Raw genomic sequence first — 14,038 nt, 5'->3', positions numbered from 1 at the left:
TTTCGGCGATCACGTTGGATGGACCTCGCGGGCAAGGTTGCAATGGCGTTGGATGGCGACTCCCAAGAGCGTAAATGTAAACGGTTCTATACACCGCACGCACCACCCCCCTCCGACAAGAGGTCGCGCCCCATGAAGACATCCGACCTAGGCCCGGCCCAGGCTGTAGACCGAAATCACTCATGAGCTCTCCCGGCCTCGAAAAAATCTGTAGCAAGCTGTCGACGACAGGGCTGCGTCCTATGTCCCATCGGGGAGAGATTGGTTAGAAAGGGGGCGCCCACTACTGGAAACGGTGGGTGGGTTTTCACTGTCGTTCCTGGGTTTCCAGTCACCGATGAAAGGTCCCGTCCGATGCGCCACCAGCCTCGCTCCCTCCTTCGCACACTGGCCCGTACCGTGCTGCCCGTCGGTGCCTTGTTGACATTGCTGCCCGCGCAGGCGGTCACGACGACCACGACCTTCCAGGTCACGGCCACCGTGCTCAAGGCCTGCCTGATGACCACGCCGGCCACGCTGGCGTTCGGGCCGTACGACCCGGCGTCAGCCACCGCCCTGGCCGGCACCACCAGCCTCAACGTGACCTGCACCTTCGGCACGCCCTACTCGCTCGGCTTGAGCGCGGGCGGCGGCTCGGGCGCAACGATCACGAACCGCCTGATGACCAGCCCCACGGCGGCCGCCGGCAACAACACGCTGGGCTACGGCCTCTTCAAGGACAGCGCGCACCAGACCAACTGGGACAACAGCGTCGCCGGCACCGGCTACGTCGGCAACGGGACGCCCCAGACGCAGACGATCTACGGCCTGATCCCCACGGGGCAGTACACCGCGGCGCCGGCCATCGACTACACGGACACGATCACGGTCTCGCTGACCTATTGAGGGCGCCGTTGACCGCCTTCACCGCAGGCCGCCACGGCATGCGTCGCGCCCTGCTGCCAGTCGCATGGGGGGCCGGCCTGCTGCTGGCCGCCCTTGCCCCCGCTCCCGCCGCGGCCACCAGCCTCAGCGTGGCGCCGCTGCGCATCGTGCTCACGCCGCAGCGCCCGGTCGCTTCGCTCACCATGGGCAACGCCGAGGACACCGAGGTCGCCGTGCAGGCCGAGGTGGTGGCGTGGTCGCAGCAGGACGGACGCGATGCCTACGAACCCACACGCGACGTGCTGGTCAACCCCGCCATCTTCCGCCTGCCGCCGGGCGGGCGACAGATCGTGCGCCTCGGGCTGCAGGTGCCGGCCGACGCCGGCGAGCGCAGCTACCGCGTCTTCCTGCGCCAGCTGCCGCGCGACCAGGCCCTGCCGGCGGACGGTGCCGAGGGCGCGAAGGTGCAGACGCTGCTGCGCATCGGCGTGCCGATCTTCGTGCCGCCGCTGCAGCTGCGCCGCGCGCTGCAATGGTCGCTGCAGCCTTCGGGGCGCGCCACCGGCACGGCAGGCACGGCCTGGCGGCTGGTGTTCGACAACCAGGGCAGCGAGCACATCCAGGTCACGCAGCTCGTGGTGCGCCGCGAGGACGGCACCGAGCTGCTGCGCAAGAGCCTGTCGCAGTACGCGCTGGCCGGGCAGTCGGCCGGCATCGACATCGAACTGCCCGCCCTGCCGCCCGACACCCGGCTGCAGGTCGAGGCCGCCACCGATGCCCCCGAGGCGTCGTCCAGCGCCACCGTGCGCGTGCCCCGTGCGCCCGCCACGCCACGCTAGCTTGTGGGTCTGCTGCGGCTGGCTGGGCCTGCGCGTGGCCTGCGCACAGACGTCACCCGCTGACATGGCGGGCGAGGTGCAGCCCGCGATCCTCGACGTGCGCATCAACGGCCTGAGCCAGCCCGCGCCGCGGCCGCTCTTGCGGCGCGGTGCGCAACTTCTGGCATCGGCGCCCGACTTCGCGGCCTGGCGCCTGGTGCGGCCCGCCACCGCGGCGCTGCAGCGCGATGGCACCGACTACTACGACCTGCGCGCGCTGCCCGGCGCGCAGCTGCAACTCGACGAAGGCGCCCAGAGCGTGGACCTGAGCGTGCCCGCCGAGGCGTTCACGCTGGGCACCGTGCATGCGCACGCGGGCGACCGCCCGCCGCTGTCGGCCTCGGCCTTCGGGGCTTTTCTCAACTACGACCTGGCCTTGCAGCACGACCGCGAGGGCACACGTGCCTCGGGCTACTTCGATGCGGCGGCCTCGGGCGACTGGGGCCTGGTGGGCACGAGCCTCGTCGCCGGCCAGTCCGCGTTCGGCGGGCGCGGCACGACGCGACTGGACAGCTACTTCCGCCGTGACGACCCCGCGCGGCTCACGCGCCTCACGGTGGGCGACACGATCACGCAGGCTGCGGCGTGGTCGACACCCTTTCGTTTCGGTGGCGTGCAGTTCGGCACCCGTTTCGGCTTGCAGCCCGGCTTCATCAGCTACCCGATGCCGACCCTGCGCGGCGGCGCGGCCGTGCCGTCTGCGGTGGAGGTGTATGTGAACGACACGCTGCGCTACCAGCGCCGTGTCGATGCCGGCCCGTTCGCGCTCAGCGACGTGCCCGTGCTCACCGGCGCGGGCGAGATGCGCTTTGCCGTCACCGACGCGCTGGGCGTGCAGCGCACCGTGACCACGCCCTACTACGTGAGCTCCAACCTGCTGCGCGCGGGCCTGTCCGACTACTCGCTCGAAGCCGGCTGGACGCGCCTGCGCTACGGCGAGCGCAGCTTCGACTACGGCCCGCCCTTCGTCGCCGGCACGTGGCGGTACGGCGTGAACGACAGCGTGACCGTCGAGACACGCGGCGAAGCCAGTGCGCGCAGCCAGACCGCGGGCGCCGGCGTGACCTGGGTCTGGGGCACGCTGGGCGAACTCTCGCTGCACGGCGCCGCCAGCCGCAGCAGGGACGGCGACAGCGGACGCCTCTGGCGCGCCGCCTACACGCGCACCAGCGACGAGTGGAACTTCTCCGTGAGCCGCCAGGTGGCCAGCCGCGGCTTCACGCAGATCGCCTGGCACGACAGCCCCGTGCACACCGACGCGCAGACGCAGCTCTTCGCAGGCCGCTCGCTCGGCCGCTACGGCACGCTGGGCGCGAGCCACACGCGGCTGCGCTACAACACCGGCGAGCACATCGGCGTGACCACCGCCAGCTGGTCGATCGGCCTCGGCGGCAACGCCTGGCTCGGCACCTCGGTGGCCCACACGCGCCAGGACGGCAAGCGTTCCATCACCTCGGTGAACGTCAGCCTCAGCTTCACGCTCGGCGAGCGCCAGCACGCCACGCTCTCGGTGCAGCATCAGAAGCCGGGCGGCCACTCGGCCGTGGCCGAGTGGGTGCAGCAGCCGCCCAACGACACCGGCTGGGGCTACCGGCTGCGCGCCGCCGACGGCGAGAACGCGCGCAGCGAAGCCGCGGTCGATTGGCGCGGTCGCTACGGCATGCTGACGGCCGAAGCCGCGCGCGCCCAAGGCCAGACCGCGGTGCGCCTGCGCGCCAGCGGCGCCGTGGGCTTCGCGGGCGGCGTGGGCTTTGCCACGCGCCAGTCGGACGACGCCTTCGCACTCGTGACCGTGCCCGGCGCCGCCGGCGTGAAGGTCTATCGCGAGAACCAGCCCTGGACCACCACTGACAGCCAAGGCCGCGCCGTCGTCTCGGGCCTGCGTGCCTACGAGCCCAACCACATCAGCATCGACAACGGCGACCTGCCGATCGAGGCGCAGGTGCGCAGCGACGTGCTGCGCGTGGTGCCGCGCTACAAGGGCGTGGCGCAGGCCAGCTTCGACATCGCGCGCGACGCCATCGCGAACGTCACCGTGCTGCTGCCCGACGGCAGCCCGCTGCCGCCGGGCATCGACGTGATGCGGCCGGCGCGCGGCACCTCGCTGCTGTCGGGCTTTCATGGCCTCGTGTCGGTCGACGACCCGCAGCCGAACGAGCGCTTCGAGGCGCGATGGAAGCGCGGGCATTGCCGCTTCACGCTGGGCACGCCCGACCGCGCCGCCGGCGCCTTGCCTTCAATGGGGCCCTACCGATGCGAACCCGTGTCCTCGTCCCCGCGCTGACGGCCGTCCTGGCGTTGGCCGGGCTGCTCACCCCGCGTGCGTCGCTGGCCGCCTGCACGGGTGCGGGCGCGTTCACCTGCACCGTCACGGTCAGCGCGGCAACGCCGTTGGCATTCGGCAACTACGACCCCGCCGCCACGGCGCCCAAGGACAACACCACGATCATCACCGTCGTCGGCAAGGTCTCCGGTTTGATCGCGCTTCTGGTCAGCGTGTCGTACACGATCAGCCTCGACGCGGGCCCGACCGGCAGCATCGCCAACCGGCAGATGACGGGCCCGGTCGGCGGCACGCTGGGCTACAACCTCTACACCGACAACGCGCGAACCGCCGTCTGGGGACTCAACAGCGTCTCGGACAACTACAACATCACCGCCTCCGTGCTGGGCACGACGGTGACGCGCAACTACACCGTTTACGGCCGCATTCCCGCGGCTCAGTACGTGGTGCCGGGCGGCTACGCCAGCACGATCACGGTGACGGTGACCTACTGAGGCTCAACCCCTCAGCATGCCCGCCAGGCGCTTCGCGATGAGCTCGTCCGCCTGCGCCATGATGCGGTCGATAAGCTCCGCGCAGCTCGGCACGTCGTGGATCAACCCAGCCACCATGCCGCAGCTCCAGGCGCCGGCGTCCATGTGGCCCTCGGTCATCACCTTCGGGTAGATGCCGGCGACCTGGTCCATGATGTCGTCGATCTTCAGCGCGTCGCCCTTGGCGCGCTCGATCTCCATGAGGCGCTCCACGCCCGCGTTGTTGATCACGCGCTCGGTGTTGCGCAGCGAACGCATGATCAGGCGCGTGTCGAGCTCCGAGGCGTTGACGATGGCCTGCTTCACGTTGGCGTGCACCGGCGCTTCCTTGGTCGCGATGAAGCGCGTGCCCATGTTCATGCCCTCGGCGCCCAGCGCGAGCGCGGCCACGAGGCTGCGGCCGTCGGCCATGCCGCCCGAGGCGACGAACGGGATCTTCAGTTCTTCTGCCGCGCGCGGCAGCAGGATCATGTTGGGCACGTCGTCCTCGCCGGGGTGGCCGCCGCACTCGAAGCCGTCGACGCTCACCGCATCGCAGCCGATGCGCTCGGCCTTGAGCGCGTGGCGCACCGAGGTGCACTTGTGGATCACCTTGATGCCCGCGGCCTTCAGCGCCGGCATGTAGGCCTCGGGGCTGCGGCCCGCGGTTTCCACGGCCTTGATGCCGCCCTCGACGATGGCCGCGATGTACTCGGGGTACGGCGGCGAGGCGAAGGTCGGCAGGAAGGTGAGGTTCACGCCGAAGGGCTTGTCGGTCATCTCGTGGCAGCGCGCGATCTCGCGGGCCAGCAGCTCGGGCGTCTTCTGCGTGAGGCCCGTGATGATGCCCAGGCCGCCGGCGTTGGAGACGGCCGCGGCCAGCTCGGCGAAGCCGACGTAGTGCATGCCGCCCTGGATGATGGGGTGGCGGATGCCGAAGAGTTCGGTGATGCGGGTTTTCAAGGGAACGTCCTTTGGTCGGGGTTGCTGGGAAGGAAAGAGAGAGAGAGAAAGAAAAAATCAGGGCGGCGAGATGATGCGCAACACGTCGCGCGCCATCGCCTTCATCCAGGCCGTGTCGCTCTTCAGCGCAGGCTCGGCGAAGGTCTTGGCGAAGGTGGGCCGTGCCATCTTGGCGTAGTTCAGCGTGCCGAAGATGAGCGTGAGCACCACCACGGCCGACAGGTCGTCGCGCACGAGGCCGGCCGCCTGCGCCGCGGCCACCAGGCCCAGGCTGGCTTGCAGAAAGCCTTCGAGCGGCCGGGTCTGCGCGTGCTGGATGCGCTCGGCGTTGTCGAGCAGTTCGCGCGTGACGAGCTTGAAGCCCGTGGGCCGCGCGTGCATCCACTCGACCTGCAGCGCAACGAACGCCTGCAGCCGCGCAGGCAGGTCGGGGGCCGCCTCGACGCGCTTGCAGATGCGCGCCGTCAGGTCCTCGGCCTGCTTCTCGAGCACGGCGCGGTACAGCACCTCCTTGCTCGCAAAGTGATGCAGCAGCCCCGGATTGCCCACCTCGCAGTCGCGCGCGATGGCCGACAGCGATGCGCCCTGGAAGCCGTGGTCGGCAAAGTGCTGCTCGGCGCGCGCGAGGATCGTTTCTTTTCGGGAAGGGGCAAGGGTGGCCATCGGGCGGTTCTGGAAAGCGTCACGCAGAGCGCATGCCGCGAAGACGCGACCGGCGATCAGACGCGATGCGCGCCATTCTTTCTTGTGTCTTGGGGTCTGGTTGTTGCACGCGCGACACCCTCGCGCGTCAGCGTGCGGCCGGCATCGCCGCCACCTGCTGCGCGAGCTGCGCGTGGAAACGCGGTGCGCTGTACTCGAAGGTGCCGAAGCTGAGCGCGTCGTTCGCGCCCGACGCCAGCCCGGCCTGGATCGACTCGGCCAGTGCGTAGTCTTCCGCGAGCGTGCGCCGGTACAGCGCCACGTTCGCGTCCCAGTGCGCCGTCGCCTTCTCCGACGCCGGTGCCTCGGGAATCAGCGTGAGCTCGTGCACGCGCGTGCGCGTGGCGCCCAGCGGCTCCAGCATGCTGAGCTGCGCGTGGTCGGGCTGCACGAGGATGGTCGTGTTGGGAAAGAAGAAGTAGGTCAGGTTGCCGTAGCGGCGCGGATCGAAACCGGTGGCATCGGGCCGGTGTTCCTGGAACTTCGCCTTGAGCAGGTACAGGCGCCGGTTCAGGTCGAACTCGTCGATGACCTGCAGGTTGTGCAGGAACATGTGGGCGATGGTCTCGCGGTGCGCCACCTTGAAGTGGTAGGCCTCGAAGGACCCGTCGACCAGCAGCTTCCAGTTGGCTTCGACCTCGTACGTGCGCGGCGCATAGGCCACGGGCGCGCGCAGCCCGGCCAGCGACTCGAGGTTGTCCATGAGCGCGCCCAGGTGCGCGCTGGGGTCGCTGTCCGCCTGCGACGGATCGCACACGACCCAGACCACGCCCGCGCGCTCGACCGTCGCCAGCCGGCGCAGGCCCGACTCGTCCTGCTTCAGGCAGGGAAAACCGAAGGACTCGGGCACGCCGCGCAAGGCGCCGTCGGGCTTGTAGGTCCACGCGTGGTACGGGCAGACGAAGGCACGCGCCTCGCTGCCGCTGCCCTCGGGCACCACGCGCGCGCCGCGGTGGCGGCACACGTTGAGAAACGCCTGCACCTGCCCGTTCTCCTGGCGCACCAGCAACAGCGGCACGCCCGTGTGCGTGAGCGACAGCCACGCGCCGGGCGAGGCGAGCGATGCGCTGGCCGCCACCGGCTGCGGATGCCGCTGCAGCAGCCGCCGCTCGTCGCGAGCGATGGCCTCGTCGGTGTACTGGCCGACCGGCACGCGGTCGCCCTCCCCTTGCGCGTCGGCGCGCCCGGCCTGCAGGGCCGTGGTCGCTCGGCGATGGAGTTCGGCTGCGAAGTTCTCGCTCATCGGGGGCTTTCGGTTCGATGCGATGCAGCCCGGTGAGCTGCGCGATCGGCCCAGTCTACCGACTGACCAGTCGGTACGTCAACCGCCCCCCGGGAAGCGATGGACGCGGTATCAGGCCGGCTTGCGCAGGAAGCCCTGCTGCGCCCCGTTGCGGTTGGGCGCGAAGCCGTTGGCCTGCAGCGTCTCTTCGGTGGTCTCGTAGAACACGCCGATCTGCATGATCTCGCGCGCCTGCTGCGCGGTGGCGATGGGGCGGCCGAACTCGGTCGCGATGCGCACGAGCTGTTTGATCTGCTCGACCGAGCTCATCTTGCCGGTGCGGGTCTGGTTCCACAGCACGTCCTCGATGCCGCAGCGCACGTGCAGGCCCAGGGCGATGCCGATCATGTTCACGGGCAGCACGTTGAGCACCGAGCTCTCGACCGTGACCACCGCGCCGTCGGGTGCGGCGCGCAGGAAGTTGGCCAGGTTGTAGATGTTCGCCTGGTCCATGCCGCCGCTGATGGCCACCCAGTTCATCACCAGCGGGCCCTTGTAGACGCCGCGGCGGATCATGCGTTCGATGGTCTCGAAGCTGTTGATGTTGTAGCACTGGAACTCGCTCTGGATGCCCGCGGCCGTGAGGCGACGGATGTGCTCTTCCACCCAGCTGGGGTTCGAGGGCACGATCATGTCCCGGTAGGTCGAATACAGCCGCGGGTCGCCGCGCGACAGGCCCTTGAAGTCGTCCAGCCCCGCGTGCTCGGTCACGTTCATCTGCGTGGTGTTGACGGTCACGGTGACCTGGTCGGGCCTGGGCGTGAGCTCGGCCAGCATGTGGCGCGTGTCGTCGCTGAGCCACTTGGCGGCGGCGCCGTCGTCCTCGGGCGCGAAGCTGATGGAGCCGCCCACCTGGATGATCATCTCGGGCACGCGGGCGCGCACGCCGGCGATCAGCTCGTTGAACATCGACAGCCGTTTGCTGCCCTTGCCGTTGGCCTCGCGCACATGCAGGTGCAGCACGGTGGCGCCGGCCTCGTAGCAGTCGACCGCCTTCTGGATCTGCTCTTCCATCGTGACCGGAATGTCTTCCGGAAAGTCGGCGGGAATCCAGCCCGGCGCATAGGGCGCGGCCGTGATGATCAGGGGCTGCTGGTTCTCGGGATACAGGTGGCCGTCGAGGAAGTTCATGGGGTTGTCTCCGGTGAAAAGGTTGCGCTTGCAGCCAAAGTTTCTGGCGCAGCTGCGAAAACTTCTTGCTCATCGGGGGCGCGGTTTTGTCTTTTTGGGGCATTGAAACGGCGCGTGCAAAGACAGGTGTCGCTGTCGCGATCCGGTAAGTGGCCGACGCGTGGCGCCAAGCATTCCCAGGAGGTGGCGCCGCAGAATCCGCTCGCCTTTGTCTCTTCCACCTGAGGACGAACCATGTGTGTGCATCTGCTGCGAGCCTCCCTCCTCTTCCTGGCCGCGCTGTGCTGCGGCACGGCGTCGGCCCAGGCCTGGCCCGACAAGCCCCTCCGGCTGATCGTTCCCGCGCCGCCGGGCGGCATCTCCGACGCGGCGGCGCGGCTGCTCGCCGAACAGCTGCGCACGAACCTCGGCCAGACCGTGCTGGTGGACAACAAGCCGGGCGGCTCCGCCGTCATCGCCGAGCGCGCGCTGATGGCCGCGCCGGCCGACGGCTACACGCTGATGGTCGGGCCGTCGAGCGTGCTGTCCGACATTCCGCTCACGGTGAAGACGCCCTTCGACCCGCTGAAAACCTTCACCTACGTCGGCGAGGTGACGGGCATGTTCCATGTGCTGGTGGCCAACGCCGGCTTCCCGCCGAACACGGTGAACGACCTGCTGGCGCATGCCAAGGCGCACCCGCGCTCGGTCAGCGTGGCCAACCTGAGCACGGGCACGCGCTCCAACCTGCTGGGCGAAATGCTGCGCGCGCGCAGCGGCAACGACATCCTCGTGGTGCCGTACAAGGGCTCGGCGCCGGCGCTGGTCGACCTCATGGGCAACCAGGTGCAGCTGACCTTCGAGGTGGTGAGCAACGTCACTTCGCTGATCCGCAGCGGCAAGATCAAGGCGCTGGCCGTGGCGTCGTCCAAACGCTCGCGCTTCCTGCCCGACGTGCCCACCTTCGGCGAGCTGGGCCTGCCCGACTTCGTGATGCCCGACGCCAGCGTGGGCGTGTTCGTGCTCAGCAGCATGCCGCCGGCGCTGCAGGAGAAAATCCGCGCCGAGGTGGCCCGGGCCGTGCAGGCGCCGAAGTTCCGCGAGGCGCTGCTCGCGCAGAATTACGATCCGCCGCGCGAGGCGACGCTGGTGCAGCTGCGCCAGACACTGGACGCCACGACCGCCCACAATCGGGCCATCATCGAGAAACTGCAACTCAAGATCAGCCCCGAGTGAACACGGGGCCCTTTCCACAGCCACCATGAAGCACCTCGGTCGACTGATGCGCAGCGCGAGCCTCAGCGGCTACGTGGAGCTGGTGCAATCGCTCGGCCGCGACCCGCATGCCTTCATGCGCACCGTGGGGCTGAAGGCGCAGCTGCTCGAGCACCCCGAGACGCTGATCCCCGGCGACGCGGTGCGCGAGCTGCTCGAGATCACCGCGCGCGCCACGCGCACCGAAGATTTCGCGCTGCGGCTGGCGGCGCAGCGCAAGCTCTCGGCGCTGGGCCCCATCAGCGTCGTGCTGAAGGAAGAGCCCACGCCGCGCGACGCGCTCGACACGCTGGGCCGCTACCTCAAGCTGGTGAACGCCTCGCTGAGCTTTCGCCTGGAGGACACGGGCGACATGGTCATCATCCAGGAAGACCTGCTGCCCAGCCCCGGGCTGCCGATGCGCCAGTCGATGGAGCTGGCCGTGGGCATCATGTTCCGCATCCTCGGCGAGCTCATCGATCCGCAGTGGCGCCCGCAGCAGGTGTGCTTCACGCACCGCCCGCCGGCCGACATGGCGGCGCACCGCGCCTTCTTCGGTCGCAACGTCAAGTTCAACCAGGATTTCAACGGCCTCGTGTGCCTGGCGGCCGACCTGCGCAAGCCGCGCGAATCGGGCGACCAGGGCGTGGCGCGTTTCGCGCGCGAGTACCTGGAGGCCGCGCTGAAAGACCGCGGCGAGAGCACGCGCGAAGCCTGCCGCGAACTCATCCTGGCGCTCATGCCCGGTGGCGGTTGCACGGCGCAGGAAGTGGCGCGGCACCTGCGCGTGGACCGCCGCACGCTGCACCGCCGGCTCGAGGCCGAAGGCCTCACCTTCAGCCGCCTGCTCGACGACGTGCGCTCCGACCTCGTGAAGCGCCACCTGCGCGACAGCGACCTGCCGCTGAGCGAGGTGGCCGAGCTGCTGGGGTTTTCGGGGCCCAGCAGCTTCAGCCACTGGTTCCGCCACCACTTCGGCTGCAGCGCCTCGCAGTGGAGCAAGCAGACGGCCGGCGCGGTGGCTCAGGGCGCAGTGCGCGCGTTCTGAACCAGGTCTTCGTGGCGCAGGGCATGCGCGATGCCCTCCAGCAGGCGCCAGGCGGCGCGCGTGAAACGCCTCGTCATCGCCATCGTCCTTCTCAGGCCGCCTTGCGCAGGAAGCCCTGGTTGCCTCCGTTGCGGTTCGGCGCGAAGCCGTTGGCCGCGAGCGACTCTTCGGCCGTCTCGTAGAACACGCCGATCTTCGAGATCTCGCGCGCCTGCTGCGCCGTGGCGATGGGGCGGCCGAACTGGCGCGAGATGGCCACCAGTTGCTCGATCTGCGCCACGGTGCCGATCTTGGCGGTGCGCGTCTGGTTCCACAGCACGTCCTCGGTGCCGCAGCGCACATGCAGGCCCATGGCGATGCCCATCATGTTCACGGGCAGCACGTTGCGCACCGAGCTTTCCACCGTGAGCACGGCGCCGTCGGGCACGGCGCGCACGAAGTTGGCCAGGTTGTAGATGTTCGGCGCGTCCATGCCGCCGCTGATGGCCACCCAGTTCATCACCAGCGGTCCCTTGTAGACACCGCGCCGCATGAGCCGTTCGACCGACTCGAAGCTGTTGATGTTGTAGCACTGGAAGGCGCTCTGGATGCCCGCCTTCGTGAGGCGGCGGATGTGCTCCTCGACCCAGCCCGGCTGCGCCGGCACCGTCATCTCCTTGTAGGCCTCGAAGATGGCCGGGATCTCGCGCGAGGTGCCCTTGAAGTCGGCCAGCTCGGCGTGCTCCGTGACGTTCATCTGCGACGTGTTGACCGTCACCGTCACCTGGTCGGGCGTGGGCTCGAGTTCGGCCAGCATGTGGCGCGTGTCGTCGCTCAGCCACTTGGCGGCGGCGCCTTCGCTCTCGGGCGCGAAGCTGATCGAGCCGCCCACCTGGATGATCATCTCGGGTACGCGCGCACGCACGCCGGCGATCAGCTCGTTGAACTTCGAGAGGCGCTTGCTGCCCTTGCCGTCGAGTTCGCGCACATGCAGGTGCAGCACCGTGGCGCCGGCGTTGTAGCAATCGACCGCCTTCTGGATCTGCTCTTCCATCGTGACCGGGATCTCGCCCGGGAAGTCGGAAGGCAGCCAGCCCGGTGCATAGGGCGCGGCGGTGATGATCAGCGGCTGCTGGTTTTCGGGAAAGAGGTGGCCGTCGAGGAAGTTCATGGCGTGCGTCTGTCAGGTGGCGAGGCGGGGGGCGGATGCGGCGGCGATGTTCAGTACGGCACGTCGCCGACGATGCCGGCGCGTTCCATCTTTCGTGGCGCGGGCCAGTAGTCGTTCAGCGCGTAGTGCTGCGTGCTGCGGTTGTCCCAGACGACCACGTCGCCCGGCTGCCACGACCAGCGCACCTGGTACTCGGGGATGGTGGCGCGGCTGAGCAGGTAGTTCAGCAGCAGCGCCGCGCCCGGTGTCTTGTCGATGCCGTGGCGCACGTTCTCGGGGGTGCTGTAGTTCACGAAGTGGGTGGTGAAGCTGCCCACGTAGAGCACCTTCTCGCCGGTCTCGGGGTGCGTGCGCACCACGGGGTGCTCCACGGGCGGATGGTCCTGGCCCAGCTTGAGGCGCGCTTCCATCGGCATCACGGCGCCGAACGAATGCTCGATGCTGGCCTTGGCGCGCAGCTTGCCGATCTTCTGTTTGATCTCGTCGGGCAGCTCGTCGTGCGCCTGCACCATGTTCACCCAGATGGTGTCGCCGCCGACCTCGGGGCATTCGATGCAGCGCAGCACCGCGCCCATCGCGGGGCTCTGGCGCCACAGGCCGTCGCAGTGGTAGGTGTTCTCGTAGCTGTGCTTGTTGTCGCTGCGGTAGATGCGCACGAGGCCGGGGTGCTCGGGGTCGCTGCCGACCACGGGGTGGTCTTCCAGTTCGCCGAAGCAGCGTGCGAAGGCGACGTGCTCGGCGCGCTCGATGTCCTGGCCGCGGAAGAAAAGCACCTTGTGCTTGAGCAGCGCGGCGCGGATCGACGCGAAGCACTCGGGGTCGCGCGAGGCCTCGCCCAAATGGACGTCCGAGATTTCGGCGCCGATGGACGGCGTGAGGGGTCTGATCTTCATGAGAGGTCTCCGATGGAATGGCGAGCGACGCTCAGTTCGCCTGGATGCGGTACTTCTTGACGATGGCCGCGTTGCGCTCGGACAGCGCGCGGGTCTCGGCGATGAGCGCGGGCGTGTCGACGCTGAGCTCGGGCTCCAGGCCCACGTCGAGCAGCTTCTGCTGCACGGCGGGCGCCTGGCCGGCCTTCTCGATCGCGGCATGGAGCTTTGCCATCACGTCGGCCGGCAGCTTGGCCGAGCCGATGAAGCCGACCCAGCCGCGGAACTGCAGGTCGGGGTAGCCCAACTCGGTGGTGGTGGGCAGCTCGGGCAGGAAGCGCGAGCGGGTCTTGCCGGTGAAGGCATAGGGGCGCAGCTTGCCGGCCTTGATGAGCGGCATCGAGGTGAGCATGCCGTCGAACATCAGGTCGACCTGGCCGCCCAGCAGGTCCTGCAGCGCGGGCGGCGAGCCGGGGTAGCCGATGTGCTGCAGGTCGAGCCCGGCGCGGTCGCTGAGGATGAGGCCCGCGTACTGCGACACGGTGCCGGGGCTGTAGCTGGCGAAGCTGGCCTTGCCCTTGCGCGTCTTCAGCTCGGCGACGAGGCCCTGGAAGTCCTTGGCCGGAAAGTTCGCGGCCGTGACGAGCACCACGCCCGAGCGCGCCACCGAGCCGATGGGCACCACGTCCTTCAGCGGATCGAAGGGCATCTTCACGACCTGCGGTGTCTCGGCCAGCACGTTGCTCGCGGCCATCACGATGGTGTTGCCGTCGGCCGGCGCCTGCAGCATGGCCTGCAGGCCGATGGAGCCGCCCGCGCCGGGGCGGTTCTCGACGATCACGGGGCGGCCGATGTCCAGCGCCATCTGCTGCCCGACCACGCGGGCCACGATGTCCATCGTGCCGCCCGGCGGCGCGGGAACGATGAGCTTGACGGGCTTGTCGCCCAGCGCCCAGGCCCCGAGGGCCATCGAGCATCCGACCAGCGCCACGGCGGCGGCGCGTGCAAATTGCAGCAGTTTCATGGGGTGTCTCCGGTTGTTGTCTTGCAGGCCTCGGTGGGCCGATGCCGCCAGTATCCGGCGCACCCCGTCCGCATTTCTTGCTTTATTGGGGCATC

Annotated in this window: 13 protein-coding genes; 6 read left to right on the top strand and 7 right to left on the bottom strand. The window is 69.2% G+C overall.

Annotated features, from left to right (window positions below; translation table 11 throughout):
- Positions 1-354: 354 nt before the first annotated feature.
- The 4 genes from AC1RAD_RS26260 to AC1RAD_RS26245 are packed head-to-tail and all read left to right on the top strand — an operon-like array spanning position 355 to position 4,520.
- Entirely contained in the window at positions 355-885 is a 531-nt protein-coding gene (locus tag AC1RAD_RS26260) for a Csu type fimbrial protein (protein WP_070062075.1), read from the top strand.
- 8 nt (positions 886-893) lie between these two features.
- Positions 894-1,703 (top strand): fimbrial biogenesis chaperone, encoded by an 810-nt coding sequence (locus tag AC1RAD_RS26255; protein WP_492738008.1) that lies wholly within the window; start codon positions 894-896, stop codon positions 1,701-1,703.
- 1 nt (position 1,704) lies between these two features.
- Positions 1,705-4,026, top strand: a complete 2,322-nt coding sequence (locus AC1RAD_RS26250) for a fimbria/pilus outer membrane usher protein (RefSeq protein WP_492738006.1) — start codon at positions 1,705-1,707, stop codon at positions 4,024-4,026.
- Entirely contained in the window at positions 3,996-4,520 is a 525-nt protein-coding gene (locus AC1RAD_RS26245) for a Csu type fimbrial protein (protein ID WP_492738005.1), read from the top strand. Before AC1RAD_RS26250 ends, AC1RAD_RS26245 begins: the two co-directional genes overlap by 31 nt.
- Before the next feature lie 3 nt (positions 4,521-4,523).
- Here AC1RAD_RS26245 and AC1RAD_RS26240 read toward each other — a convergent pair whose 3' ends face one another.
- The 4 genes from AC1RAD_RS26240 to AC1RAD_RS26225 all read right to left on the bottom strand — a co-directional run bounded on the left by AC1RAD_RS26240 (position 4,524) and on the right by AC1RAD_RS26225 (position 8,616).
- Positions 4,524-5,501: an NAD(P)H-dependent flavin oxidoreductase gene (locus AC1RAD_RS26240; protein WP_062477251.1), complete on the bottom strand. Its 978-nt coding sequence runs from the start codon at positions 5,499-5,501 to the stop codon at positions 4,524-4,526.
- A gap of 57 nt (positions 5,502-5,558) precedes the next feature.
- On the bottom strand, positions 5,559-6,164 hold the full coding sequence (locus tag AC1RAD_RS26235) for a TetR/AcrR family transcriptional regulator (RefSeq protein WP_492738004.1): 606 nt from the start codon (positions 6,162-6,164) through the stop codon (positions 5,559-5,561).
- Between the two features lie 127 nt (positions 6,165-6,291).
- Entirely contained in the window at positions 6,292-7,446 is a 1,155-nt protein-coding gene (locus AC1RAD_RS26230) for an aromatic ring-hydroxylating oxygenase subunit alpha (RefSeq protein ID WP_492738002.1), read from the bottom strand.
- A 111-nt stretch (positions 7,447-7,557) separates the two neighbouring features.
- Positions 7,558-8,616 carry a beta-keto acid cleavage family enzyme gene (locus tag AC1RAD_RS26225; RefSeq protein WP_095948779.1) on the bottom strand — a complete coding sequence of 353 codons (1,059 nt, stop codon included), beginning with the start codon at positions 8,614-8,616 and terminating at the stop codon, positions 7,558-7,560.
- A gap of 234 nt (positions 8,617-8,850) precedes the next feature.
- Between AC1RAD_RS26225 and AC1RAD_RS26220 the strand changes: the two genes are divergently transcribed.
- Positions 8,851-9,831, top strand: coding sequence for a Bug family tripartite tricarboxylate transporter substrate binding protein (locus AC1RAD_RS26220; protein ID WP_492738001.1), 981 nt, complete (start codon positions 8,851-8,853; stop codon positions 9,829-9,831).
- Between the two features lie 25 nt (positions 9,832-9,856).
- Positions 9,857-10,897, top strand: coding sequence for an AraC family transcriptional regulator (locus AC1RAD_RS26215; protein WP_062477242.1), 1,041 nt, complete (start codon positions 9,857-9,859; stop codon positions 10,895-10,897).
- 91 nt (positions 10,898-10,988) lie between these two features.
- Here AC1RAD_RS26215 and AC1RAD_RS26210 read toward each other — a convergent pair whose 3' ends face one another.
- From AC1RAD_RS26210 to AC1RAD_RS26200, 3 genes are read right to left on the bottom strand one after another with little or no spacing between them, the layout of a single operon-like run.
- Positions 10,989-12,047 carry a beta-keto acid cleavage family enzyme gene (locus AC1RAD_RS26210; RefSeq protein ID WP_070062068.1) on the bottom strand — a complete coding sequence of 353 codons (1,059 nt, stop codon included), beginning with the start codon at positions 12,045-12,047 and terminating at the stop codon, positions 10,989-10,991.
- A gap of 50 nt (positions 12,048-12,097) precedes the next feature.
- Complete coding sequence (locus AC1RAD_RS26205) at positions 12,098-12,940, bottom strand: TauD/TfdA dioxygenase family protein (RefSeq protein ID WP_070062067.1); 843 nt, start codon at positions 12,938-12,940, stop codon at positions 12,098-12,100.
- A 31-nt stretch (positions 12,941-12,971) separates the two neighbouring features.
- A complete protein-coding gene (locus tag AC1RAD_RS26200; RefSeq protein WP_492737999.1) occupies positions 12,972-13,943 on the bottom strand; it encodes a Bug family tripartite tricarboxylate transporter substrate binding protein in 972 nt (323 codons plus the stop codon).
- Positions 13,944-14,038: the final 95 nt, after the last annotated feature.

Source organism: Variovorax sp. GW823-FHT04B03, assembly GCF_058796495.1.
The sequence above is the reverse complement of the archived record's forward strand: the minus strand, read 5'-3'. Positions and strand labels throughout refer to the sequence as shown.

Coding starts and splice junctions, on each gene's coding strand:
- AC1RAD_RS26260 (WP_070062075.1), top strand. CDS start 355: ATGCGCCACCAGCCTCGCTCCCTCCTTCGCACACTGGCCCGTACCGTG.
- AC1RAD_RS26225 (WP_095948779.1), bottom strand. CDS start 8,616: ATGAACTTCCTCGACGGCCACCTGTATCCCGAGAACCAGCAGCCCCTG.
- AC1RAD_RS26245 (WP_492738005.1), top strand. CDS start 3,996: ATGCGAACCCGTGTCCTCGTCCCCGCGCTGACGGCCGTCCTGGCGTTG.
- AC1RAD_RS26230 (WP_492738002.1), bottom strand. CDS start 7,446: ATGAGCGAGAACTTCGCAGCCGAACTCCATCGCCGAGCGACCACGGCC.
- AC1RAD_RS26215 (WP_062477242.1), top strand. CDS start 9,857: ATGAAGCACCTCGGTCGACTGATGCGCAGCGCGAGCCTCAGCGGCTAC.
- AC1RAD_RS26210 (WP_070062068.1), bottom strand. CDS start 12,047: ATGAACTTCCTCGACGGCCACCTCTTTCCCGAAAACCAGCAGCCGCTG.
- AC1RAD_RS26220 (WP_492738001.1), top strand. CDS start 8,851: ATGTGTGTGCATCTGCTGCGAGCCTCCCTCCTCTTCCTGGCCGCGCTG.
- AC1RAD_RS26235 (WP_492738004.1), bottom strand. CDS start 6,164: ATGGCCACCCTTGCCCCTTCCCGAAAAGAAACGATCCTCGCGCGCGCC.
- AC1RAD_RS26205 (WP_070062067.1), bottom strand. CDS start 12,940: ATGAAGATCAGACCCCTCACGCCGTCCATCGGCGCCGAAATCTCGGAC.
- AC1RAD_RS26200 (WP_492737999.1), bottom strand. CDS start 13,943: ATGAAACTGCTGCAATTTGCACGCGCCGCCGCCGTGGCGCTGGTCGGA.